The 23,776-nt window shown below is 27.8% G+C and carries 19 protein-coding genes; 7 read left to right on the top strand and 12 right to left on the bottom strand.

Annotation, left to right across the window (positions count from 1 at the left end):
• The first annotated feature begins 3 nt into the window (after nucleotides 1–3).
• The 3 genes from GCL60_RS07810 (at nucleotide 4) to GCL60_RS07820 (ending at nucleotide 5,459) form a co-directional block, all read left to right on the top strand.
• Nucleotides 4–1,659: a ribonuclease J gene (locus tag GCL60_RS07810; protein WP_153419947.1), complete on the top strand. Its 1,656-nt coding sequence runs from the start codon at nucleotides 4–6 to the stop codon at nucleotides 1,657–1,659.
• Nucleotides 1,660–1,901: 242 nt separating this feature from the next.
• Complete coding sequence (locus GCL60_RS07815) at nucleotides 1,902–4,799, top strand: TIM-barrel domain-containing protein (protein WP_153419949.1); 2,898 nt, start codon at nucleotides 1,902–1,904, stop codon at nucleotides 4,797–4,799.
• 129 nt (nucleotides 4,800–4,928) lie between these two features.
• The gene (locus GCL60_RS07820) at nucleotides 4,929–5,459 is read left to right on the top strand and encodes an SRPBCC family protein (protein WP_153419952.1); all 531 of its coding nucleotides are present in this window, start codon (nucleotides 4,929–4,931) and stop codon (nucleotides 5,457–5,459) included.
• Nucleotides 5,460–5,573: 114 nt separating this feature from the next.
• On the opposite strand, the gene fabG is transcribed toward GCL60_RS07820, so the two are convergent.
• The 5 genes from fabG to GCL60_RS07845 form a co-directional block, all read right to left on the bottom strand.
• Nucleotides 5,574–6,332 carry a 3-oxoacyl-ACP reductase FabG gene (gene fabG / locus GCL60_RS07825; protein WP_153419954.1) on the bottom strand — a complete coding sequence of 253 codons (759 nt, stop codon included), beginning with the start codon at nucleotides 6,330–6,332 and terminating at the stop codon, nucleotides 5,574–5,576.
• Entirely contained in the window at nucleotides 6,322–7,647 is a 1,326-nt protein-coding gene (xylA, locus tag GCL60_RS07830) for a xylose isomerase (RefSeq protein WP_153419956.1), read from the bottom strand. Before xylA ends, fabG begins: the two co-directional genes overlap by 11 nt.
• Before the next feature lie 4 nt (nucleotides 7,648–7,651).
• On the bottom strand, nucleotides 7,652–9,379 hold the full coding sequence (locus GCL60_RS07835) for an HAD-IA family hydrolase (protein ID WP_153419958.1): 1,728 nt from the start codon (nucleotides 9,377–9,379) through the stop codon (nucleotides 7,652–7,654).
• 745 nt (nucleotides 9,380–10,124) lie between these two features.
• Nucleotides 10,125–10,628, bottom strand: a complete 504-nt coding sequence (locus GCL60_RS07840; RefSeq protein WP_153419961.1) for a lactoylglutathione lyase family protein — start codon at nucleotides 10,626–10,628, stop codon at nucleotides 10,125–10,127.
• 166 nt (nucleotides 10,629–10,794) lie between these two features.
• A complete protein-coding gene (locus tag GCL60_RS07845) occupies nucleotides 10,795–10,938 on the bottom strand; it encodes a hypothetical protein (RefSeq protein WP_153419962.1) in 144 nt (47 codons plus the stop codon).
• A 326-nt stretch (nucleotides 10,939–11,264) separates the two neighbouring features.
• Between GCL60_RS07845 and GCL60_RS07850 the strand changes: the two genes are divergently transcribed.
• Nucleotides 11,265–11,750: a hypothetical protein gene (locus GCL60_RS07850; protein WP_153419964.1), complete on the top strand. Its 486-nt coding sequence runs from the start codon at nucleotides 11,265–11,267 to the stop codon at nucleotides 11,748–11,750.
• 43 nt (nucleotides 11,751–11,793) lie between these two features.
• Here GCL60_RS07850 and GCL60_RS07855 read toward each other — a convergent pair whose 3' ends face one another.
• Nucleotides 11,794–13,551: an ABC transporter ATP-binding protein gene (locus GCL60_RS07855; protein ID WP_153419966.1), complete on the bottom strand. Its 1,758-nt coding sequence runs from the start codon at nucleotides 13,549–13,551 to the stop codon at nucleotides 11,794–11,796.
• A 199-nt stretch (nucleotides 13,552–13,750) separates the two neighbouring features.
• Here GCL60_RS07855 and GCL60_RS07860 point away from each other — a divergent pair, with 199 nt between their 5' ends.
• Nucleotides 13,751–14,395: a hypothetical protein gene (locus GCL60_RS07860; protein WP_153419968.1), complete on the top strand. Its 645-nt coding sequence runs from the start codon at nucleotides 13,751–13,753 to the stop codon at nucleotides 14,393–14,395.
• A gap of 8 nt (nucleotides 14,396–14,403) precedes the next feature.
• Here GCL60_RS07860 and GCL60_RS07865 read toward each other — a convergent pair whose 3' ends face one another.
• The gene (locus GCL60_RS07865) at nucleotides 14,404–15,438 is read right to left on the bottom strand and encodes a 3-oxoacyl-ACP synthase III family protein (protein WP_153419970.1); all 1,035 of its coding nucleotides are present in this window, start codon (nucleotides 15,436–15,438) and stop codon (nucleotides 14,404–14,406) included.
• 182 nt (nucleotides 15,439–15,620) lie between these two features.
• Between GCL60_RS07865 and GCL60_RS07870 the strand changes: the two genes are divergently transcribed.
• Nucleotides 15,621–17,408, top strand: a complete 1,788-nt coding sequence (locus GCL60_RS07870) for a DNA repair protein RecN (RefSeq protein ID WP_153419972.1) — start codon at nucleotides 15,621–15,623, stop codon at nucleotides 17,406–17,408.
• A 116-nt stretch (nucleotides 17,409–17,524) separates the two neighbouring features.
• A complete protein-coding gene (locus GCL60_RS07875; protein WP_202614010.1) occupies nucleotides 17,525–18,562 on the top strand; it encodes an NADP-dependent oxidoreductase in 1,038 nt (345 codons plus the stop codon).
• Between the two features lie 2 nt (nucleotides 18,563–18,564).
• Here the strand turns inward: GCL60_RS07875 and GCL60_RS07880 are convergent, their stop codons facing one another.
• The 5 genes from GCL60_RS07880 to menA are packed head-to-tail and all read right to left on the bottom strand — an operon-like array spanning nucleotide 18,565 to nucleotide 23,770.
• Entirely contained in the window at nucleotides 18,565–19,791 is a 1,227-nt protein-coding gene (locus tag GCL60_RS07880; RefSeq protein ID WP_153419974.1) for an MFS transporter, read from the bottom strand.
• Nucleotides 19,792–19,804: 13 nt separating this feature from the next.
• The gene (locus tag GCL60_RS07885; protein ID WP_153419976.1) at nucleotides 19,805–20,986 is read right to left on the bottom strand and encodes an AMP-binding protein; all 1,182 of its coding nucleotides are present in this window, start codon (nucleotides 20,984–20,986) and stop codon (nucleotides 19,805–19,807) included.
• Nucleotides 20,983–22,023: a beta/alpha barrel domain-containing protein gene (locus GCL60_RS07890; protein ID WP_153419978.1), complete on the bottom strand. Its 1,041-nt coding sequence runs from the start codon at nucleotides 22,021–22,023 to the stop codon at nucleotides 20,983–20,985. The genes GCL60_RS07885 and GCL60_RS07890 overlap by 4 nt, the downstream gene beginning before the upstream one ends.
• Nucleotides 22,016–22,849, bottom strand: coding sequence for an NRDE family protein (locus GCL60_RS07895; protein WP_153419980.1), 834 nt, complete (start codon nucleotides 22,847–22,849; stop codon nucleotides 22,016–22,018). The genes GCL60_RS07890 and GCL60_RS07895 overlap by 8 nt, the downstream gene beginning before the upstream one ends.
• A 6-nt stretch (nucleotides 22,850–22,855) precedes the next feature.
• Complete coding sequence (gene menA / locus GCL60_RS07900; protein ID WP_153419982.1) at nucleotides 22,856–23,770, bottom strand: 1,4-dihydroxy-2-naphthoate octaprenyltransferase; 915 nt, start codon at nucleotides 23,768–23,770, stop codon at nucleotides 22,856–22,858.
• Nucleotides 23,771–23,776: the final 6 nt, after the last annotated feature.

A 23,776-nucleotide genomic window follows, 5' to 3' on the forward strand; every position in this document is an offset into this window, starting at 1 on the left:
TAAATGGATTCTCATTCCCTTAAAATTATCCCTCTCGGCGGTTGCGGAGAAATAGGGATGAATATGACAGTACTTTGTGTAATGGATCGCTATTATTTTATAGATGCAGGAGCATTATTTCCAGACGCTTCATTACTTGGGGTTGATCTCATTTTACCAGACACTAAATTCATCGATGAAAATCAAATTCAGCCAGATGCATGGTTAATTACTCATGGTCATGAAGATCATATTGGAGCACTTCCATATCTATTTAAAAAATATCCAGCTCCTATTTATGGAACTGAATTTACTTTAGAGCTCATTAAATCAAAATTTGAAGAAGCTGGAATTTATGATGCTATTTTTAATCTCTGGAATTATTTTGACCCAGTCTATTTTAGAAACATGAAAGTAACTGTTTTTCCAGTAAATCATAGCATTGCCGATGCATCTGGATTATTTTTTGAAACTAAAATTGGTAATATTTTACATATGGGTGATTTTCGTATTGATTATTCGCCACCAGAAAAATCAATGACTCATAAAAACGTAGAAAAAGTAACAGAAGGAAAAACTGTTACTTTAATGATGAGTGATAGTACAAATTCATTTCAAACTGGAACAGATATGAGTGAATCTGAAATTTCACCTCATATGATTGATTTTTTAGATAAAGAAAATGGTATTGTTATCATAGCAACATTCGCTAGTAATATATGGCGACTTCAAAGTATTTTTGAAGCAGCTTATTTAACAGATCGAAAAATTGCGTTATTAGGAAAATCATTATTAAAAAATACAGAAATAGCAAGTAGATTAGGTCTACTAAATTTTTCTAATAATATATTTATTGAAATTCAGGATATTTATAAATATCCAAGAAATGAAGTTTGTATCCTCTGCACAGGAAGCCAAGGAGAATCTTTTTCGGGACTGCACCGCCTAGCATGGAATAACGTATCTGATTTTAGAATTGACGAAAAAGATACTGTTATTTTTTCTTCAAGAATAATTCCTGGTAATGAAAGAACAATTGAAAGTTTAATCACACAATTTACAAGAATTGGCTGTAAAGTTATCACATCAAAAGAAAATAAATCAATTCACGTAAGCGGACATGGCTATCAAGAAGATTTAATTACGTGTATAAATACAGCAAAACCAATTTCATTTTTGCCTGTTCACGGAACCTATCGACACTTAAAGAAACATAGAGAAATTGCAATATCTTGCGGTGTATCTCCCGATAAAGCCTTTCTTGCCGAAAATGGAGATGTTGTTGTTGTAGGTCCAGATATTATTGGGGTAGTAGATTCAGTTTCATCTGGTAGAGATTATGTTTGCCCTGGTGGAATATTTTCTCAATCAAGTCAAATTTATAAAGACAGAGTTGCTTTAATTCATGGTGGCGTTGCTGTTGTCTCTATAGTATTTGAAGAAAATACTTACAATATTATAGGAGAACCTTCTGTTGCATTTAAAGGAATTCCACTAAATCCAGAACATTTAGCCAAAAAAGTTCCGTTAATTTTTAATAATGTTTATGAGTCAAGTATTAAAAAACGGAATTTTAATGAAGATATTTTACAAGATGATCTTAGAATAGGCGTTAGAAGGTTCATAGAAAAAAGACTCAATTTCAAAACAAATGTCATAATCATGTTTCAAAGAATTTAAAAATGGGAATCAATCTTTAATACATTCAAAAAACAACAAACAATATCATAAAATAATATTTATTGTTTTTCATATATATTTATATATAATTATTTAAATTATCAATAAATTAAAACTAAAAACTTATTTTTAAAAAAACAAATTAAGTGTTTTACAAATAAACATTTTTAATGTAATTCTTTTTTAGAAAATTTTCTAGAACAAAAAAGACAATTCATAATTAAATAAACGAAAGGGTATTTATGAAAATATACAAATATTATCGTATAATTGTATCAAGTGCTTTTGTTTTATTTTTAAGTTCTAAAAGTTTTGATTTATATGCAAAATCTACATTCTCTGAAAAAATTCCTAATTTACAATATTCATCAAATGGAAAATATATTTCTATAGAAATTCTTTCAGATGATATTATTCATGTTGAGACCGCAAATGGAACAACTTCCGACATTAAATTACCAATTTATACAACACCTATGATTACAAGCCAAAATAATTTTAAAGGTCCAAGTAAATTTTCTAAAAATGGAAATGTAATTGAAACTTCAAATCTTTCAATTTTTATTGATGAAAAAACTTTATGCATATCTTATTATAACAAAAAACTTAATTATAATCTTGGAAATATATGTCCTTTAAATTTAAATAATTCTACAAAAACTCTTCAAATAAATTCGACACAAAATAAAAATGCTTATGGTCTAGGTCAATATTTTTATGATCCAAATTCTGCTAATGGAGACTGGATTGGAAGAAAATGGGAGCCTGGAGAATTTGGAAATACTTTTGTTGGTTTTTCAGGAGGAGCAAATTCAAAAATTCAATTCCCTATTTTGTATGCTTTAGGAAATGAAAATCAAAACTACGCTATTTTTATTGATAGTCCCTATAAATTAAGTTGGGATTTTACAAATAATCAAGCTTGGAATGCTTCAATGTGGGGAGATCAACTTCGTTACTTTATAATTGCTGGAGATAATTTAGAGCAGCTAAGAAAAAAATATCTTTCACTAACAGGACTTCCTACAGTACCTCCTAAAAAAACTTTAGGATTATGGGTAAGTGAATATGGATATAAAAATTGGAATGAAGTAAATGCCAAATTAAATAATCTTCGCCAAAATAAGTTTCCAATTGATGGATTTGCTTTAGACCTATATTGGTTTGGTGGCACAAAAGGAATGGGCTCTATAAGCTTTGATCAAATGAATTTCCCAGACGCAGCTACAAATATAAAAAAATATAAAGATCAAGGAATTGAGTTTATTCCAATACAAGAATCCTATATTTCTGAAACTGCATTTGCCCCAAATTCAAATAAATCTGATTATCAAGATTTAATGACACGTTGTTACCTTGTTCGAAAAAATTTACAAAATTGCGACCCTGTATTTTTTAAAGATACTTGGTGGGGAAGTGGCGGAATGATAGATTGGAGTAATGATAGTGCTGCCGATTATTGGTTCCAGAAAAAAGAAATTCCACTTATTAACATGGGAATAAATAATTTTTGGTTAGATTTAAATGAGCCAGAAATGTATGATGCAAATGCATATTATTTTGGATATAATGTAAATGGAGTATTAAAAAATAGACATTCTGATATCGCTAATTTATACGCATTTAAATGGATAGAAAGTCTTCATCGCGGTTATACATTAAATCAAAAAAACTCTATTTTTCAAGAACGCCCTTTATTTATAAGTAGAGCAGGTGCTCCAGGTATGCAGAGATTTGGGGCTGGAATGTGGTCTGGAGATATTGGATCAAATTTAGGTGGATTAAGAGCTCATATAAATAACCAAATGAATGTTTCGCTAAGTGGAATTGATTTTTATTCAGCCGATACAGGTGGGTTTCATAGAAACGTTTTTGATGGAAAAGACATACAAAAACTTTATACACAATGGTTTGCGAATGCTGTTGTGTTTGATTTTCCCGTTAGGCCACACACATGGGTAGGCGAAACAGATAATTCTGAAACAACACCATCTTTAATTGGAGATATAAATTCAAATAGAGAAAACATATATCAACGCTATGCTTTAGCACCTTATTACTACTCCTTATTTTATAGAGCACATTTGTTTGGAGAAGCTGTGACTCCACCTCTAGTTACTTTATTTCAAAATGATTTAAATGCACGTTCAAATAGTAGTGAAAAGATGATTGGTAAATTTTTATTAGGAAGCTCTATATCTCAATATGATGACCCAATAAGAAGAAATATATATTTACCAGAGGGTAGGTGGTTAAATTATCACACTCTTGATGAAGTAACTTATAATGGAAAAACATATATTGATTATCCAATCTACTTAGGAAATAATTATAAGATTCCATTATTTGTTAGAGAAGGTGCTATTATTCCTCAAATGTTGGTCGATGATAAAACAATGGATATGCTAGGGCTAAGAAGTGATGGAAGTAAAATAAATGATCTCATTTTAAAAGTAGTGCCGAGCAATAATAAAAGTGAATTTACTTTATATGAAGATGATGGTCATTCTATAGATTATAAATCATCTAAATATTCTCAAACTTTAATTTCACAAATTAGATCAGGAAATAATATAACAGTGTCTGTTTCTGCAATTCAAGGAAATTATAATGGAATGCCATTAAAGAGAAAACAATCTGTTGAAATTGCAATTCCAAACGAGACTTTATTATCAATAAATATAAATGGCAGTCTCTTAAATAAATGCACTGAAAATATAAATGAAAACTGCTGGACACAATCTAGCAGAAATTCTGTAATAGCAAAATTAGGGTATATAGCTACAAATACATCCACTATTTATTCCTTTTCTCTAAAACAAAATGGAAGTAATTATTCGCAGTATAACTTTACATGTTTTAATTCTACAACAAAAACTGGTGAATCTGTTTATATATTAGGTAATACTCCTGAACTTGGAAATTGGGATACATCAAAAGCAATTAAATTAAATCCCGTTGAATATCCAACTTGGTCAGGTTATTTTTCAAATATTTCTTCAAATACAAATAATATTCAATGGAAATGCCTTAAAAAGAATGATCAATCAAATAATGTTATACAATGGCAAAATGGTCCCAATAATACATTCAATTCAGTTGTTCGAGGATATGGAGGAAATGTTCAAGGTAGTTTTTAAATAAAAATATTATCTATTTAAAAACTTGATATTTATTTTGCGTCAAATTCATTTATAGAGACTAATATTGTTATTTTATATTCAGTCTCTATAATTTATTATATGATAAATTTTTTATGGAGTTTTTAAATGGTAAAAAAGATTATTCTTATCATATTATTATTAATTGGATGTGTGCTTGGATACGCGGCATTTCAGCCATCTGAATATGTTATTGAAAGATCCATCCGAATAACAGCATCACAACAAACCATATTTGCAAATGTAAATGATTTAAAAAAATTTAATGAATGGAACCCTTGGGCTAAACTCGACCCACAAACAAAAATGACATTTGATGGTCCAACAGAAGGATTAGGAGCAAGTTACAAATGGGAAGGAAACAATGAAGTTGGCGCAGGACGCATGTCAATCCAAAAAAGTGTACCAAATAATTTGGTCCAAATGAAACTTGAAATGTTTAAACCTTTTGAAGACGTCAGCTTTGTTGAATTTATCTTGAAACCTGAAGGCAGGGAAACTCTTATCACTTGGAGTATGAAAGGCAATGCCAACTACATATATAAATTATTATGTTTATTTATTAATAGAGATAAATTGGTTGGAAAAGAATTTGAAAAAGGACTTTCAAACTTAAAATTAATGTCTGAAAAGAAGTGAGGGGTTAAGACTCAACCTTAATTTTATCTGACGAAGATATTTACGTGTAATTCATTCTGTTCCATTCAAATTTTGCAAAAGATATTTCATTTAGATATTAACTGCCAAAATAATTTACATGTAAAGACCTCCATTAACAGAAATATCTGTGCCTGTAATAAATCCCGAATCTCTGCTGGCTAAAAAAGTAGCAATTCTAGCGACTTCATAAGTAGTGCCTAAACGTTTTTTAGGGACTCGACTAATAATTATATCCAATTCAGAATTATCTAATGTGGCGGTGAGATCTGTATTTATGTACCCAGGAGATATTGTATTTACAGTAATATCATAAGACGCTAGTTCTTGTGCAAGAGATTTAGTAAATCCATACATTGCTGACTTTGTAGAACAATAATTTGATTCTTTTGATTGACCTTTATGCCCATTTACAGATGAAATATTAATAATTCTACCGAAATTATTATTTTTCATACATTTAACTACTGGGTGAGTAATATTATATAAACTAGAAAAGTTTACATCAACAACTGTATTCCATTCAACAAAACTCATTTCAGAAAATTCTTTGTTTCTAGTAATTCCAACGTTATTAACAAGGACATCAATTTTACTATTTTTTTGGATGATTTCAATAATTATTTTATCTATTGCCTCTTTATCTGTAATATCTGCTCTAATAATATTAAAGAAGTTAAGATATTTATATTTCATTAAGTTATAAAATTCGACTGCCATTATATCATTTTTTTCATATAGAGCGTATACAATTGAACCATGTTTTAAAAAATCTTCAGATATGGCTTTACCAATACCTCTTGTTCCACCCGTCACAATTACAACATTTGAATTTACTGTGCTTTTATAATTCATTTTTAAATTCCCATAAATATTTGTTATATAAATTTTCAATTAATTCATGATTTTCAGAAACTACTTTTGGATTCAGATTATTAAGTAACATATGATCATAGAGATCTTTTAAGGAAAGTTCACTATTCATGATGCTATTTCCAAATTTTGAGTTCCATGCAGCATATTTATTTTTTATAATATCATCAAAAAAATTATCATTTATGATCTTTTCTGCAATTAATAAACTTTTTGCTAGTAAGTCAATTCCACCAATATGACTATAAAACAAATCATTTAAATCAGTACTTTGTCTTCGCAATTTTGCGTCAAAATTAAACCCACCATTTTTAAATCCACCATGCCTTAATATCGAATATATAATAAAGACTGTTTCATCTAAATTATTTGGAAATTGATCTGTATCCCAACCAAGCTGTGGATCACCTCTATTTGCATCAATACTTCCAAAAATATTAAGATTAAACGCAGTTTCAACTTCGTGAGCAAAAGAATGACCTGCTAATGTTGCATGATTTGCTTCGATATTTACTTTTACTTCATTTTCTAAACCATAATTTTTTAGAAATGCGAATACAGTGGAAACATCAAAATCATATTGATGTTTAGTTGGCTCACATGGTTTTGGTTCAATTAAAATATCACCTTTAAAGCCTATTTTGTGTTTGTATTCAACAACTAGATTAACAAATTTACCGAGCTGCTTAATTTCTCTGTTCATAGATGTATTTAAAATAGAAGTATAACCCTCTCTTCCTCCCCATAAGACATAATTTTGACCATTTAATTTGTGAGTTAGATCCATGGCATTTTTAACTTTTGCCGCAGCATAACAAAATATTTCAGGGTTAGGATTCGTAGATGCGCCAGACATAAAGCGAGGATGAGAAAATAAATTAGAAGTTCCCAATAATAACTTGATTTTTGTATATTCCATTTTTTTTAAGATATAATCTGTATGTCGTTTTGTTTTATCAACAAATTCTGCAAACGAATCAGATTCAGATATTAAATCCGTATCATGAAAAGAAAAATATGGAACTCCCAATTTACTAATAAACTCAAACAAAGCATCTGTTTTTGCATAATCGAGATTAGATGAATCTTTAAACCAGTTACGTTTGAATGTACTCTCTCCAAATATATCATTACCCTGCCAACAGATAGTATGCCAACAGCATATACCAATTTTTAAAATATCCTCCATACGCTGACCTAATACAATTTTATTTGGATTATAGTATCGATAAGCTAAGTTATTTCTTGAAGAAGAACCTTCATACATGATTTTTTCAACATTAGGAAAATAAGTCATTTTTTTATTCTCTATTAAAAGTGTTTAAGTTTTTTAAAGCTAAGGATATTTCATCAATATTAATATCATTAACAAATACATGATTCCCTATTCCATTAGGTAACGGAACTCTTTGATAGCCATCTCTGTGTAAAACACGTTCCTGTAAACTATTATATAATTTATTAGCAGATAATTTTGTACTTATTGGCAAACCAAATTTTTTAATTAATTCTTTTATTCTTGATAATTCAGAGATAGAAATTAAATTTCTATTAAAAGCAATGATTGACGATATTAAAATATCAACCGCTACCGCTTCACCGTGCAACAAATTTTCATCATCTGACATTTCAATAACTAAGCTAAAGGTATGACCAAAATCTACTATTCTTTCTAAGTCAAGCTCCAGGAAGTTATATTTTAACTCTTCAATCATATCATTTATTGATATATTTAAAATATCTCTTCCTAATAAATTTTGAAATTTATCCGTAATGGAAGTTACACCATGATTTTCTAGTAACTCAAATAAATACTTATTTTTAATAACCCCTAATTTAATAATTTCACCAACCCCATTAATTAATTCTCTATCAGGTAGTGTTCTTAAAAATGTTGAATCAAGAATACAACATAATGGGGAAGCAAAAGATCCAATTCTGTTTTTATTTTGATTAAAATTTATTCCAGTTTTAATTCCGATTGACGCATCAATATATCCCATTAAAGTTGTAGGAATTTTAATACAAGGAATACCTCTCCTATATATACTAGCAACAAATCCAGCTAAATCCGTTAATACACCACCACCAATTGCAACAATTGGTTGACTACGACGTTGTACACCAAAATCATCTAATATTGTAATTAATTTAATTACATTTGTAATATTTTTATTTTCTTCTCCAGATTCAAATATAATTGAGTTATATTTTATTTTAAATTTATCAAAAAAGTTATTTATCATATAAATTTGCTCTTTGGATAGTCCAGAATCTAAAATAAGAAATACCGCGTTTATTTCTTTAAATATTTTATCAAACATGATATTACTATGGGTGCTAAAAGCATTTCTTAATTCATAAATTTTGTATTCAATAAATGAATCTGATTTAATGCTTCCATTAATTTCATTAATAAATGATTTTCCTTCAAATTTATCAATATCGATAAACTTCATATTTGCATTACGTGCAGCTTGAAATCCTGCCTCAGAATCTTCAAAGACTAAACAATTTTCAGGTGCAACTTTGTGCCTGATGGCTGCTTCAAGAAATAAGTCTGGTTCAGGTTTACCTAATTTAACATCATTAATTGTAATAATGTCAACAAAATATTTTGTTAAATTATTTATTGCAAGCATTTTACGTATAACTTCTGTTTCTCCTCCAGAAGCTACAATTAATGGTAAAACCCCATAATATTTTTTAATAATATTAAGTGTCTTTTCAAATGGCTTCACTTTATTTATATAATTTTTAACGAAAATTTCATCTTTAAGCGCAATCGCTTTTTTAACATCTAAGCAATAATTTAATTGATGATTTAATACTTTTACTAATTCATCACCACTCGTTCCAGCGTAAGTATCAACAAATTCTTGATTAGATACAAAAACACAACCTAATAAACTGTAAGTATCATTCCACGCTTTATAATGCGCCCATACGGTATCCATTAAAGTTCCGTCACAATCAAATATTAAAAGCTCTGTTTTGTTAAAATCGATAAATTTTTCTAAATATTCCACTTTAATCCTTCATTAAATAAAATTTAATTTATAACAACATTATTATAAATAAAAATAGATATATTCTAAAATAATATAAACAAATAAAGAATATTAATAAAATAGTCATATTTTAATTTTCATATAAAATTCAAATATGAGGTAATTAAACACATATTTTATATGTTTTCACGATAATTATATTTAAAATAAAAAAAGTTTATTTATAAAATTAGAACATAATTTAGAATATAAACCATGCGCAGCATCATGTTACGAATAGCATTTTGCAAATATCCAGTCAAATAATAAATTGGTTTATTTTTTTTAAATATTTTACAATATTAATTATAAATTAAATCGTTTTATCTAAAATATTATTTATTCAATAAAATGTTATGAGTAGCTCATTATAAATATGAGTTTTTATAAAATAAATTCACTCTTCTTAAAATCTATGAAAATTAACAATTACTTTTAATTTGACATTAACCATTCTTCTTTTTTATATTAGCAAATATTTTTCATCATAATATTTCCATCTTGTTTTATAACTACACAAATATTGATTATTTTTTAAATAAGTTCATTTATAGAAACCAGAAGGCAGGGAAACTCTTATCACTTGGAATATGAAAGGCAATGCCAACTACATATATAAATTATTATGTTTATTTATTAATAGAGATAAATTGGTTGGAAAAGAATTTGAAAAAGGACTTTCAAACTTAAAATTAATGTCTGAAAAAAACTAAAAATTTGAAAATTAATAAGCTCCATCCGCATAAATCATTTCATATGAATGAGAATATATTTCAATAATATTTCCAAAGGGATCTTCACAATAAACCATGCTAAAAGGTTTTACTCCTGGATTAAAGTAACGAACTGGCATTCTTTGCTTGCCGCCTGCTTCTACAATTTTTTCTGCAAGTTCTTCAACATTTGGATCTTGAACACAAAAATGAAACAGTCCTGTTTTAAATGGAAAAAATTCAGGCATTGGCAATGAATTTGTTTGAGGAAACTCAAACAACTCAACCCCTATTTTATCTGAAGTTGATAAATGAGCAATTCTAAAACTTCCGTAACCAGGTCCAAAAACATCTTTACACATCATACCAATAACAGATTTTGGATCTTCTCTAATTTCAGTTGGACGCATAATCATATAAAAACCTAAAACTTCTTCGTAAAACTGAATCGCTTTTTCTAAATCAGGGACAGTAATTCCGATATGAGAAAACGCTCTAGGGTATGGTTTATTCATTATATACTCCTTATAAATTTTAGTTTTTAGTATGTAATGCAAAAGAAACATGAAATTATGGCGTAGGACAAAATTAAGTTAACATATTTATTATTTTTGTCAAATAAATTGAGAGTATAAATTCATTTACTTTTTTTTAAACTTAAAATTTAAAAATAAATATATTTTATGGATAATAAGGAGGTGAAGGATTTATAAAAATACAATGTTCCGGTTTACTCCAAATTAAAAAACATATATTTGCAGAAGCAATATTACTCACAAAAAGGAACCCAATAATAAATAAAGTAGAAAGAAGTTTTAATTTCATATATCACCCCTATTTAATAAAGAAATACTTTTAATTCATCGTTACTAATAAACCATTTATTTATATTTGTCAAATTTTAAATATTTAATAATTCAAACAAAGCAATTAAAATGTCTATTTTAAATACAATCAAGGATTTTTTATAATAAATATTTAGTTAAATTTAGAATAAAATTAAGTTTTATGAAAATAAATATATGTCAATTAATATGACATCATTTGAAACAATTTTTTTTATATTTTTAAATTATATTATTTAATTTAATCTTTTATTCATATAATAAAAGTGTTTTATTAACCTTAATCAAATAGAGGAATTATTCAATATGTTAAAAGAATTTCGAATTTTTAATATTATTTTCTTGGTATTATCATTCATAGCAATGAGTAGTACTTATGCGAATGAAGTCATAGGTACATCAAAAGTGATTTATAAAAAATTAGATGCTCTTCAATTAAATGGCTCTAATTGCTCTTTAAGTGATAATGAATGCTTAAATTTCAAAAATATCTGCAACTCACTTTATGGAAATATGCTTCAAAGTGAAATTATTTTAAATTATAAGATTAATACACAAACAAATATGCATTATGGTATTTTAACTTATCAAAATATAGATATTCCTTTAGCTTCTGCAGGAATTTCAGGAGAATATACTTTTTTAACCCCTTCAATACCAAGCCCATTAGATAGAACTATTCGAATTATTTTTTTTACTTTAGATAAAAACTTTGAAAATGCATATTCTTTTCTCCATTTTAGAGATAGCAATACAAATCAAAAATACCAATGTGTTTTAAGCTCAAAATAACTGTTTAGAAAAAACATTTATATTATGATGAATATGTTTTTTTCTAAATTTTCTCTCCCATTTGTATACTCCATAATCCAGAATATATTCCTTTTTTCATTACTAAAGTTTCATGATTACCTGATTCCATAATTTCGCCATGATCAAAGACAAATATTTTATCTGCATGCCTTATAGTTGACAATCTATGTGCTACAAGAATTGTAGTTCGCCCTAAAACTAATTTTTCTAATGATTTTTGTATTGCTAATTCTGTTTCATTATCTACTGCTGATGTTGCTTCATCTAATATAAGAATAGGAGGATTTTTTAAAATTGCTCTAGCAATAGCGAGGCGTTGTCTTTGGCCACCAGATAATTTTTGACCGCGTTCTCCAATTTTTGTTTCATAACCTGACTCTAGTAAAGAAATAAATTCATGAGATTCTGCTAATTTTGCTGCATTTTTGATTTCTTCAAGAGTTGCATGAAACGAACCGTATGCAATGTTTTCAGCAATTGTTCCATTTATTAAAAAAATATCTTGGCTAACATAACCAATAGATTTTCGTAAATCAAATAAATTAATTTCAGAAATATCTTTTCCGTCTATTAATATTTGTCCTGATGTTTTTTCATAAAAACGAAGAAAAAGTTTTAATAAAGTACTTTTTCCCGATCCTGTAGTTCCAACAAAGGCAACGGTTTCACCCGGAAGAATATTTATATTAATATTTTTTAAAACAGGGCTCGTTAAATAAGAAAATTTTAAATCTTTACAAATAATTTCACCTTTTGTTTGAATTAAATTTAATCTCTCTCCTTGTTCTATTATTTTAATTGGTGTTTTTAATAAATCCATAACTCGATTTATTGAGGCAAGTGATCTTTGATAATTATCTGTTATTTCAGATAACCCTGTTAATGGCCATAAAAGTCTTTGAGAAAGAAATATTAAAATACTATAAATAGCTACGTTTAATTTATTTTCTAATGTTAAAAAACCACCGTAAATTAAAATAAGCATAAATCCCATCATTACAGCCATTCTGATTATAGGAGTTATTGCGGAACTTATTTTTATGGCTTCATGATTAGATTTTCTATATTTATTACTTAAGGATTTAATTCTATTTATTTCATAATTTTCTGTTGTAAAACTTTTAATTGTTGAAATTCCTAAAATATTATTATTTAAAATAGAATTTAATTCACCCGCATTTTCTCTTACATTATAATATTTAGGACCAATTTTTCTTTGAAAATAAAAAGCTCCGAATAAAATAAAAGGAATAGGAACAAGAGACAATATTGCGATTGAAGGTGTTAAAATAAAAAAAATAATTCCTATTAATGTGGAAGACAAAAAAACTTGTATAATAGAATTTATTCCATTATTTAAAAATCTTTCAATTTGATTTATATCATCGTTTAAAATAGAAAGTAAGTTTCCTGTATTTTTATTCTCAAAATAGGAGATATCTAATTTTTGAATATGAGAATAGAGATCCATTCTAAGATCATGTTGTAAATTTTGAGCTATATTTCTCCATTTAATAGAATATAAATATTCAAAAAAAGATTCTAATATCCAAATTAAAGCTGTTATAATTCCTAAAAATAGAATTTGTTCTTTTGCAGATGAAATTCCTAATTTTGATAATATCGCATTCTGTTTATTTACTACAGTATCTATGGCAATACCAATTAAAATTTCTGGCATAATATCAAATATTTTATTTAGCGATGAATAAATGCTAGCTAATATAACATCTTTCTGATAACTTTTCGCATATATAAATAGCCGTTTAAAAGGATGCATTGAATTACCTATCAAATAAAAAAATAAAATTATTAAGTTAATAAATTATTTTATTTTTTTTGTCAAATAAGACTTTTGAAACATTAATGAATCTAAATTTAATTAGAATACCAATAAATTATCTTAGGTAAAATTTACCGTATATCATTTTAAAAATATTCCGAAAAATTAAAACTAAAATATGACTTAAGGCTTAAAAATGATTTATTTCAATATTAAATTTATTCAATTTATATGCATCTTCTCTTTAAATATTATTTTAATAAGTTCAGCTTTTTCAAGTAACAATGAATCCTCTGCTGGTGCTGTCGTTGGTTTATTTCAACCAACTTATGGAAAATTTGCAACAATTGCTTCAAACGCGAGTCAACCTACTTTTCCAACCAGCATGTTGATGTTGGGTGGTGATGCTACTTTTATGAGAAAAGGATTTTTTACAGGTGGTCGTGTTTTATATGGAAGCACAGCAACAAGTAGCGTTAGTACTTCGGCAAGCACTTATGAATTAACAACACTTGGATTAAAATCTGGTTATGGATTTGATTTATCTTTTATAGATTTTAAATTAGGTGGTTTATTTGGAGTAGGGAATTTAAATTTTACCTCGATAAATAGTTCACAAAGTGGAAGCATTATAGTGGATTATTTATTTATTGAACCATTTTTAATGTTAGGAGTTTCAGGAGGAAAAAATTTTAAAGCAAGTATGGGAGGAGGATATCATTATACCTTTCCATATAAAGTAACAACTTATGGAAGTACACTAATCTCTGATCCCTCCCAAGCAACTGTCTCAGGAATTATGATAACATTTTTACTTAGCTTTGGAGATTTTGGTAAGTAAAGTAACTTTTACAACCGAATTAAACTTCCGCCCCAAGTAAAACCAGCTCCAAAAGCAACAGTTAAAATTAGGTCACCTTTTTTAACTCTACCTTGCTCAAGTGCTTCATTAATACAAATTGGAATTGTCGCTGAAGTTGTATTTCCATATTGATGAATATTATTGAAGACTTTATCTGGAGAAAGCTCCATTTTTTCTCTTACCATTTCACTAATTCTTAAGTTTGCTTGATGAGGAATTAAACAAGCAATATCGTTCGCAGTGATTTGATGTCTCTTCATTAATGTTTCAGCAACTTCACACATTCTACTTACAGCATGTTTGAAAACCAAACGACCTTCCATTTTAGGATGCCAGTCACCTAGTCCATGAGTTTCTGGATTTAAAAATCCTTTTGTAGCCGTTCCTGGTGAACGTATCAAAAGAAGTTCTGCACCTGTTCCATCACTTCCAAGAATGGTGTCAATCACACCAGATTTATTATTATTTGTAGATGGTAATTCAGACTCAGAACATTCTTCAGCTTCACATATAACTGCAGCTGCGCCATCACCAAAAAGCACAGCTACGTTTCTGCCATTTGTAGTCAGATCGAGAAGCTTGCTTTGTACATCAGAAAATACCAACAAAATTCGTTTGTATTGTCCACTTTTAATCATAGCATCAGCTAATTGTGTGGAATAGACAAAAGCACTACATTGCACTCGAATATCTACAGCTGGGATCATAGGAAATCCCAATTTATGCTGCACAATGGGAGCAATTCCAGGAAAATAAAAATCCGGAGATAATGTAGAGGCGATAATATAATCAAAATCAGAAGGTTTTAATTTAGATTCTTCAAGAATTTTCTTTACAGCTTCAATCGCAAGATCGGAAGTTGTTGTGGGTTCTTCCACAAAACGTCTTTCTCTAATACCTGATCTTTCCGTTATCCAAGCATCATTTGTGTCCATGAGCTTGCTAAGATCATTATTAGTTACTCTTCCTGGAGGAAGATATCGAGAAAAATGTGTCATTACTGTCTTAAAATGCTTTGCCATGTTTATACGCTCCTCTAGCAACCATGACTTTCGTATGTCTTGCATCTCCTAACCTAAGTAGCATATCATGGCAAATTTTCTTGAATGTGCAAGATTAATAATCATAATATGACATGTAATCGGAGCTTTTGGTTGATTTATGATTTTATGATGAAAGCAATTCATTGTTTAAGGAAAAACAAATGTTAAAACAGCTAAATATACAAAATCTAGCTATTGCAGAGAATATATCTGTCCATTTTCAAAAAGGATTAAATGTCATCACAGGAGAAACAGGCGCAGGAAAGTCTTTACTAGTAGATGCCATGTGCCTTCTAAGGGGATGTAGAGTTGACACTAAATTAATAAGAACAGGTCATGAAAGCGCTCTGGTCACTGGAATATTCACTCCAAATAAAAACGATTCCTCCATATTTTCTACGCTTGAAGAGTTTGGAATTCCTCTTTATTCAGACGACCCCGATGAAATTGTTATTAAAAGATATATTCAAAGAAATGGAAAACACCGAGCTACGATTAATGAAACCATAGTAAGCTCTAAAACTCTTCAATATATATCTGGCGAATTAATAGATATTAGCAGTCAGTTTGAAAATCAAAGATTATTAGATAGTGATACTCACACCTCCTTTTTAGATGAGTTTGCCCAAAACACATTAAATTATAAAAATTATATTCATCATTTTAATTTAGGCCATGAACAACTAAAGCAATTAAAACAATTAATATTTGAACAAGATTTATTAAGAAGGGAAAAAAATTTATATGAATTTGAACTTTCTCAAATAAATGAAGCCAATATTTCTTTAAATGAATTTAAAAAAATAGAAGATATTATTTCATTAGGCAACAAATCAAATTTGTTAAAAAGAATTTGTTCTGAAATCAATATGAATTTATCAAATGATGAAGTTAATTGTTTAGATCTTTTAAAACATTCAAGAAAAAATATTGAAAAATTAATTAAATTATCTGGTCAAACTGAAATTCCAATTCAATCAGAAAAAATGGATGAAATCATTTTTCTTTTAGAAGAGCTTGTTCTTAAAATTGAACAAACCTCAAATAAATTTGAAATAGATGAATCCTTATTAAACCAAGCATCACAAAGAATCGAAATTTATAATAAATTATTGATTAAATATGGCCCAACCATAGAAGATATTTTTTTGTATAAAAATAAATGTGAAAGTTATTTATTGAAAGCAGAAAATATAGAAAATGAAATGATTAACTTATCTAAAAAATGTGAAAAAACTTTGAAAAATGCCCTAACACTTTCTGAAGAATTAAAAAACTCGAGAATGAGCAAATTAGATTATATTTCATTGTCCATAGAAAAAGAACTTTCTGAATTAGGCATGCCTAAATCAAAGTTTATTTGTGAATTAAAAGAAAATATAAAATATCAAGATGAACAAAAAACTCTTGAATTTATAAACTCAAAAATATCTCAAGAATTATTAAAAAATTTCTTTTCATTATCAAAGTCTGGGTCTGAAAAAGCACAATTTTTATTAAGTACAAATGTAGGTATTGAAGCTCAAGCCATTGAAAAAGTGGCAAGTGGCGGAGAATTATCAAGAGTAATGCTTGCGATTAAAAATGTTTTATTTGATGAAGAAACAATGAGTGTCTTTGTTTTTGACGAAATTGACACTGGCATTAGTGGAAATATTGCGGCTAAAGTAGGTAGAAAATTATCCGATTTCTGCAAAAATTCATATGGTAACATAACAAGACAAGCATTGTGCATCACTCACTTGCCACAAGTTGCTTGTTATGCTCAAAATCATTTTGTTGTTTCGAAAGAACTCAGAAACAACAAAACAGTAACAAAAATAATTCAAGCGAATAAAGACGAAAAAATAAACGAAATCGCTATTCTTTTATCTGGTGAAGAAATTAGCCAAGAAAGTCTTGCACAGGCTAAAGTTTTAGTTATGGAAGCGCAAAAAGAACTTCATTAAATAAAAATAGACAACCAATTTATAATAATAAATTATCATTGATATATTTCTAAATTTGACTAAATTTATGTTTGTCTCCTTTCTTTCATTTGCAATTAACAGAATTGGAAATAAAAATGGCACAAACATTATCCATAAATTTATCTAAAGAAATTCATCTTGCCTCAAGACCAATTGGACTTCCTAAATTAAATGATTTTATATTAGTTGAAAAAAAAATACCTGAAGTTAAAGAAGAAGAAGTTTTAGTACAAAATATTTGGATGTCTGTTGACCCCTATATGAGAGGAAGAATGGACGACTCACCTAGCTACATCCCACCATTTAAACTAGACTCCCCTTTAGAAGGAAGTGCAATTGGAAAAGTAATTTCTTCTAAATCAACAAAATTTACAGAAGGCGAATATGTAATTAGTATGTTTGGATGGAGAGAAGCATTTGTTTCTCAAGCAAAATATTTAAAAAAATTAAATCTCACGGACATGCCTAACTCGTTACCAATTGAGCTACATTTAAGTATTTTAGGAAATGCAGGATTAACCGCTTACGCTGCTTTATTCCGAATCGCAAATTTAAAACCAAGTGAAAAAGTATTTATATCAGGAGCGACGGGAGCTGTTGGTTCTGTTGCTTGTGCACTAGCTAAATCCATAGGCTGTTACGTTGTGGGAACTGCTGGCAGTGAAGAAAAAAGAAAATGGCTTGAAAAAGAATTAAAAATTGATGTCGCAATTAATTATAATGACACCCGCTTTTCAGAATCAATTACACAGGCGTTTCCACAAGGTATAGACGTTTATCTTGAAAATGCTGGGGGCGAACAACTTCGTGTTGCATTAGATAATATGAAACAATTTGGACGTATTGCATTTTCAGGAATGATTGATGGATATAATAATGTTACTCAAAAACCAGGTCCATCAAATTTATTTCAAATTATTAAAAAGAGTTTAAAATTAGAAGGATTTATTTCAACAAATCACCAAGATTTAAATGAAAGTTTTTTAAATTGTGCTTATCAATTATTAAATTCTGGTAAATTAAAATGGAATCATAGTGTTTCAGAAGGAATTGAATCTTCTCCACAAGCAATGATTGATCTTTTTACAGGAAAAAGTTTTGGAAAGACTTTAGTCAAATTAAGCGCAAGCTAAATTTAACTAGGAACGCTTTCTCCTTCATTATAATCAAGTGAAGCATAATTTGTTTCTTTTAATGTTAATAATGCAATTGTTCCTAGTATTAAAAAAATACCAGCTGAAATAACCAAACCAATCCACTTTTCATTAAATTGTAAAGACATCCAAGGAACAAAAGCATTCATAATTATAATAGAGCATCTTGCTAAATTAGAAATAATAGAAGATGCAATATTTCTTTGGTTTGTTCCAAAACTTTCAACAGCAAAAACCATAAGTAATCCAGAATATCCACTTGCAAGACCTATTAAAAATAAAATGGAATAATATACTTCTATAGATACCAAAGAGCCTAAAGAAAATAAACAAATAGATAAGAACATAATTAATAATGCACTAAAAATAGATTTTTTTCTACTATAAGTTAATTTTGCAATAAATGGAAAAAAATAAGACCCAATAAATGAACCTACAAAATAAACACCTAAAGAAAACCCTTGACTAATGGCAGTTTTAATTCCAACAGATTTAGCAATTTCAGGTGCAAAATTTACAAAAAATGCCATAAACCAAAAAGGAACAATTGCTAATAAAAGAGCAACAACTCTAGCAAAAGAATTTTTATTAAATATTAATAATTTTATACTGCCTCTAACAACATGACTTTGATATTTCATATTTTGATAAATAATAGAATCTGCAACTGAAATTCGGACAAAAAGCAAAATTAATCCAGCCAATCCACCTACAATAAATAAAACTTGCCAATTAAAATAACTACCTATAAATGCTGCAAGCATACCACCAACAACACCGGATGAATAAATGATACCAGATGCTTTTGCTCTTTTATCGGCTGGTAATAATTCACTCAATAATGTAATGGAAGCCGCAAATTCACCCGCTAATCCAACGGCAGCTAAAAATCTCATTAAAGCAAACATGGGAACTGTAGTAACAAATGCATTCAAAATAATACAAACAGAATATAATAAAATACCTGCTCTAACGGCAGACATTCTTCCAAATTTATCACCCCAAATCCCACTTAAAATTCCACCCACAACAACACCAACCGCTTGAGCATTAAACATGAGTGAGCTTACACTTATAAAATCTTCTTGGGGCACTCCTAACGCTTGCAATGCAGGTGTTCTTACTACGGCAAAAATTGTTAAATCAAAAAAATCAATCATATACCCTATAGCTAAAATAAATATTATAAATTTTGGATTATTTTTCATTCAATTTACCTTATTATAATTGATGATTATTTTTTGAAAGATCACATATTAATTGATTACGCTTTAGTTTACCAAGTTCAGTCCTCGGAATTTTATCTATAAAATAAATATTTTTTATTTTCTCAAAAGGAAAAACTCTTTTATTAAATTCATTTTTAATTTGGTCAAATAATTTACTAGATTTTATATTATCTTTTGTAAAAACAAGTGAAATTTTATTTTCCAATCGTTCATCTTTTTCATAAATAACTGCAGCATCATCATTATATTCAAGTTCTGTTTTTAAATCTAATAAAATATGATCTAATCTAGATAAAGAAACATTCTCACCTGAAACTTTAATAACATCATCACTTCTTCCATAAATTTGAAGAAATGAATCCTTAATATTACCAATATCTGAAGTAATTAAATACTTATCTGATTCATTTGAAATATGAGTTTTAACATCTAAAAATTGAGTTTCATTATTTTTTAAAATTATGTATCCAGTTAATAAAGAAGAACCTGAAATACTTAAATTTCCATATTCATTTTTTTTAACATTTAAATGATCTAAAATTTTTAATTCTGGATAGGTTGTTTCCCATTTAAAATTTATAGCAGCAGTTGCAATTTGAGAAGCACATTCCGTCATTCCATAGCTTGGTAATAAAGGCCAATTTAATTTTTTTGCTTTGTCATATAAAGATTTTGATAAAGCACCACCACCAACCACAACGGCTCTAAGGGACGGAGGGGAAGTCAAATTTTGATTGATTAAATCATAAATTTGTGTTGGAACTAAAGAAGCAATAGTTACTTTATTTTTAATAATTTCTTGTATGAAATAATTTGCATCCCATTTTAAAGAATCAGAATATACATTTATTAATTTTGCACCACTTAAATAAGACCTAGAATATAATGATAAGCCACCAATATGAAAATAGGGTAGGGCATTTAAAAGAATATCATTTTTAGTACAATCTAAATGATTGTTAACTGATTTTGAAGAATTTAAAATCGCATTTTTACTCAAGGCTACAAATTTCATTTCACTTGAATTTAAAGCAGTTGAGCCTGATGTTGCTAAAATAATATGGGATTCAAGAGAATAATCTTTAATCACTTTATTCAAAGATAAATTATGTAATGGCAAGGCTTTAGGATTTAAAAAAACATGGGATTCATTGGAAAGCCAATCTATTTTCATACAAGTCTTCTCCAACGTTCTTTGCTTAATAGTTTATCAAAACCAAATCCATATCCCTCATTAGAAGGTATTAATTTTGTATCTATAACTGAAAATGTCTCTGAATAACAATTATTTTCATATAAAGTATGTGTTAATAAACCGCACTCATTTATTTTTTGCTTATTTTTTACGTAAAACAGAGAGGACTCATATAAAGCGCATAATTGCCCTAAAGGATGATCCATATAACTTGTAAAAAGAATATTCTTGCTCGTATTGGGATCGATGTTTTCTTCGGAAAAATATTGAATAGCAGGTTTTAATATTAAATAATCAAAGGATAATGAATTTATAAAATTGTTTTTTAATTCATTATCTTTAATTCTATCTATTCCAAGTTTTATATTTGGATACTTTGTTTTAATATGTAGCCAATCATTTTCAGAAAATAAAATTGGATCTTCTAAAAAATCAATTAAATTTAAAAACTCACCAATCTCATTTAAAAAATAAAAAATTTTCTCAAAATCACAAGAATTATTAAAATCTAATCTTAGCTTTATATTTAATTTTTTTAAAATCTGAGAATTATTTTTAATAACTTGAGCTTCATTTTTTAAATTTAGGCCACATTTTATTTTAATTTTTAAAAATCCTTGCTCATTTAATTGTTCAATAAATTCGCTTGATAGCAAATTAACATCAGTACAAGTAAAATGATTTTTAGGTATAAATAATCCACTAAAAATATTTTGTTTTTTTGCTCGATATAAAGAATCTATGTAAGAAAAATAAATGCTCTTTTTTAAATGAATATTATATTCATTATTTTTTAAATTTAAAATTTGATCTTTCAAAGAAAAATCTCCAAGCTCTTCCCATGAAAAACAATCAGAATAGCCCTCACCAGTTTCTTTAAAATTTATTTTAAGTAAAAAACCCGGTCTGTGATTTGAAGATTTATATTTTGAATTTAAACTATATTTTGGCTTTAAAGTATACTCTGCTATTTCAATATTTTGAATTTGTGATTGGATATTAAAAAATTTATTCATTTGTATAAAATTTTATATTCATCTTTTTAGATGATTCTATTTTAGAATTTATATCATATCTTTGTTCATAAAATTGCATTGAGCTGTCAGGTTTAATTCCAAATAATAAAGTTGAATTTGTACCATATTTTTCACTAGAAATAAACAAAGAGGATAAAAAAACCTCTTGTTCTGGCGGGACACCTGTATCTGGTAGATCAGAGATATCATAAGTTTTATTGTTCATCATCTCAGTCTTAAAATAGATCCAATAATCATCAAACGTTTTTAATTTATTATCCTGATTATTAAAAAAGGCTGAAAACGTTTTTTTGGTATTTTTAATTTTTGGCCAATTTGAATCTATTTTACCATTACTCAATCCAAAAATTTTTTTTGTATTATCACCTGTTTTAAATAATAATTTACTTTCATGATCTTTACTATGATAATAATAAATGCACTCACCATCTGAAAAAATTAAATTAAAATAATTATATTCATGGGCTATTTTTTTAAGACGATTTAAGTATGATTCTGCTGTATCACTTGAATTTAAAAAATCTAGAATAATATCACCTCTAGACTTTAAGTCTTCTTTATAAGATTTTAAATGGCGAATATTTGTTAATATAGCCCATTTTGGATTGATTATATTTTGACAAGCAAACCAAGTGCCCTTTTTATATTCATCGCGAGGCGCAATAATATCATTGCCATAAAATTGCAAATCACGATCCCAACCATTAATATTGGAAGATTTTCTTTTTTTATATTCATCTCTATTAGAGATAATTACTATAGGAAAATCTTTTATTTGATTAATGAATAAAAACAATGTGCACAAATTAAATTACCTTATAAAAAAGCCAATCCCCATTAAAAATCCAAATAAAATTTGAGTTAAGGCAGACATACCCAAATATTTATTAAATATTTGAGATGGTTCGTTATTTAGTATACTTATAATAATTTTAATTGCTAGAGGTAAAGTTAGCATTGGTAACAAACCTGCCCATATATTTCCGCTATAAACCCAATAAATATTAAGCAAATAAGTAAATAAAAATAAAAGAACAATTTCAATTCTAGCAAATTTTTTTCCGAATCGAGCCGCCAATGTCATTTTACCAACTCGTTTATCACCTATATAATCTCTAAAATTATTAATAGAAATTAATACTGTTGCAAGTAAGCCTACTTGAAGACCAGCTATTATAGGAGCTGCAGTAATAAATCCAGTTTGTAAATAAAAAACACCAAGAACTGCCGTAAATCCAAAAAATAAAATAACAAATAATTCGCCTAAACCAACATAAGCTAAAGGATAAGGGCCGCCAGTATATAAATATCCAAATAATAAAGAAATAATTCCAATTATTATGATTGGAATTCCCCCATGAATAACGATTGGTATTGAAAAAAGAATGGCAATCAAAAAACTTAAAAATCCACCAAACATGACTTGTTTTGAATTTAAAAGACCACTTTGAGTTACTCTTTTAGGACCTAACCTATTTTCATCATCTGCTCCCTTTTTGAAATCAAGAGCGTCATTAATTAAATTGGTTCCAATTTGAATAAAAATAGAAGCAAGTAGGGCAAATATACTATATGCCCATGTTACTTTATTTTCTGTAGGGCGTAAAACAGAATATGCAACAGCAGTTGCAACAAAAATAGGGGTAAATGCGGCTGATAATGTTTTAGGTCTTGAAGCCAAAATCCAAGGAATTATTTTATTTGTTTTTTTTAGCGTGTTATCCATTTATCC

Source organism: Silvanigrella paludirubra (assembly GCF_009208775.1).
GTDB classification, from domain to species: domain Bacteria; phylum Bdellovibrionota_B; class Oligoflexia; order Silvanigrellales; family Silvanigrellaceae; genus Silvanigrella; species Silvanigrella paludirubra.

Bases quoted from the DNA above. Each gene is read 5' to 3' on its own strand.
- GCL60_RS07810 (WP_153419947.1), top strand. From the start codon at position 4: ATGGATTCTCATTCCCTTAAAATTATCCCTCTCGGCGGTTGCGGAGAA.
- GCL60_RS07815 (WP_153419949.1), top strand. From the start codon at position 1,902: ATGAAAATATACAAATATTATCGTATAATTGTATCAAGTGCTTTTGTT.
- GCL60_RS07820 (WP_153419952.1), top strand. From the start codon at position 4,929: ATGGTAAAAAAGATTATTCTTATCATATTATTATTAATTGGATGTGTG.
- fabG (WP_153419954.1), bottom strand. From the start codon at position 6,332: ATGAATTATAAAAGCACAGTAAATTCAAATGTTGTAATTGTGACGGGT.
- xylA (WP_153419956.1), bottom strand. From the start codon at position 7,647: ATGACTTATTTTCCTAATGTTGAAAAAATCATGTATGAAGGTTCTTCT.
- GCL60_RS07840 (WP_153419961.1), bottom strand. From the start codon at position 10,628: ATGAATAAACCATACCCTAGAGCGTTTTCTCATATCGGAATTACTGTC.
- GCL60_RS07845 (WP_153419962.1), bottom strand. From the start codon at position 10,938: ATGAAATTAAAACTTCTTTCTACTTTATTTATTATTGGGTTCCTTTTT.
- GCL60_RS07850 (WP_153419964.1), top strand. From the start codon at position 11,265: ATGTTAAAAGAATTTCGAATTTTTAATATTATTTTCTTGGTATTATCA.
- GCL60_RS07855 (WP_153419966.1), bottom strand. From the start codon at position 13,551: ATGCATCCTTTTAAACGGCTATTTATATATGCGAAAAGTTATCAGAAA.
- GCL60_RS07860 (WP_153419968.1), top strand. From the start codon at position 13,751: ATGATTTATTTCAATATTAAATTTATTCAATTTATATGCATCTTCTCT.
- GCL60_RS07865 (WP_153419970.1), bottom strand. From the start codon at position 15,438: ATGGCAAAGCATTTTAAGACAGTAATGACACATTTTTCTCGATATCTT.
- GCL60_RS07870 (WP_153419972.1), top strand. From the start codon at position 15,621: ATGTTAAAACAGCTAAATATACAAAATCTAGCTATTGCAGAGAATATA.
- GCL60_RS07875 (WP_202614010.1), top strand. From the start codon at position 17,525: ATGGCACAAACATTATCCATAAATTTATCTAAAGAAATTCATCTTGCC.
- GCL60_RS07880 (WP_153419974.1), bottom strand. From the start codon at position 19,791: ATGAAAAATAATCCAAAATTTATAATATTTATTTTAGCTATAGGGTAT.
- GCL60_RS07885 (WP_153419976.1), bottom strand. From the start codon at position 20,986: ATGAAAATAGATTGGCTTTCCAATGAATCCCATGTTTTTTTAAATCCT.
- GCL60_RS07890 (WP_153419978.1), bottom strand. From the start codon at position 22,023: ATGAATAAATTTTTTAATATCCAATCACAAATTCAAAATATTGAAATA.
- menA (WP_153419982.1), bottom strand. From the start codon at position 23,770: ATGGATAACACGCTAAAAAAAACAAATAAAATAATTCCTTGGATTTTG.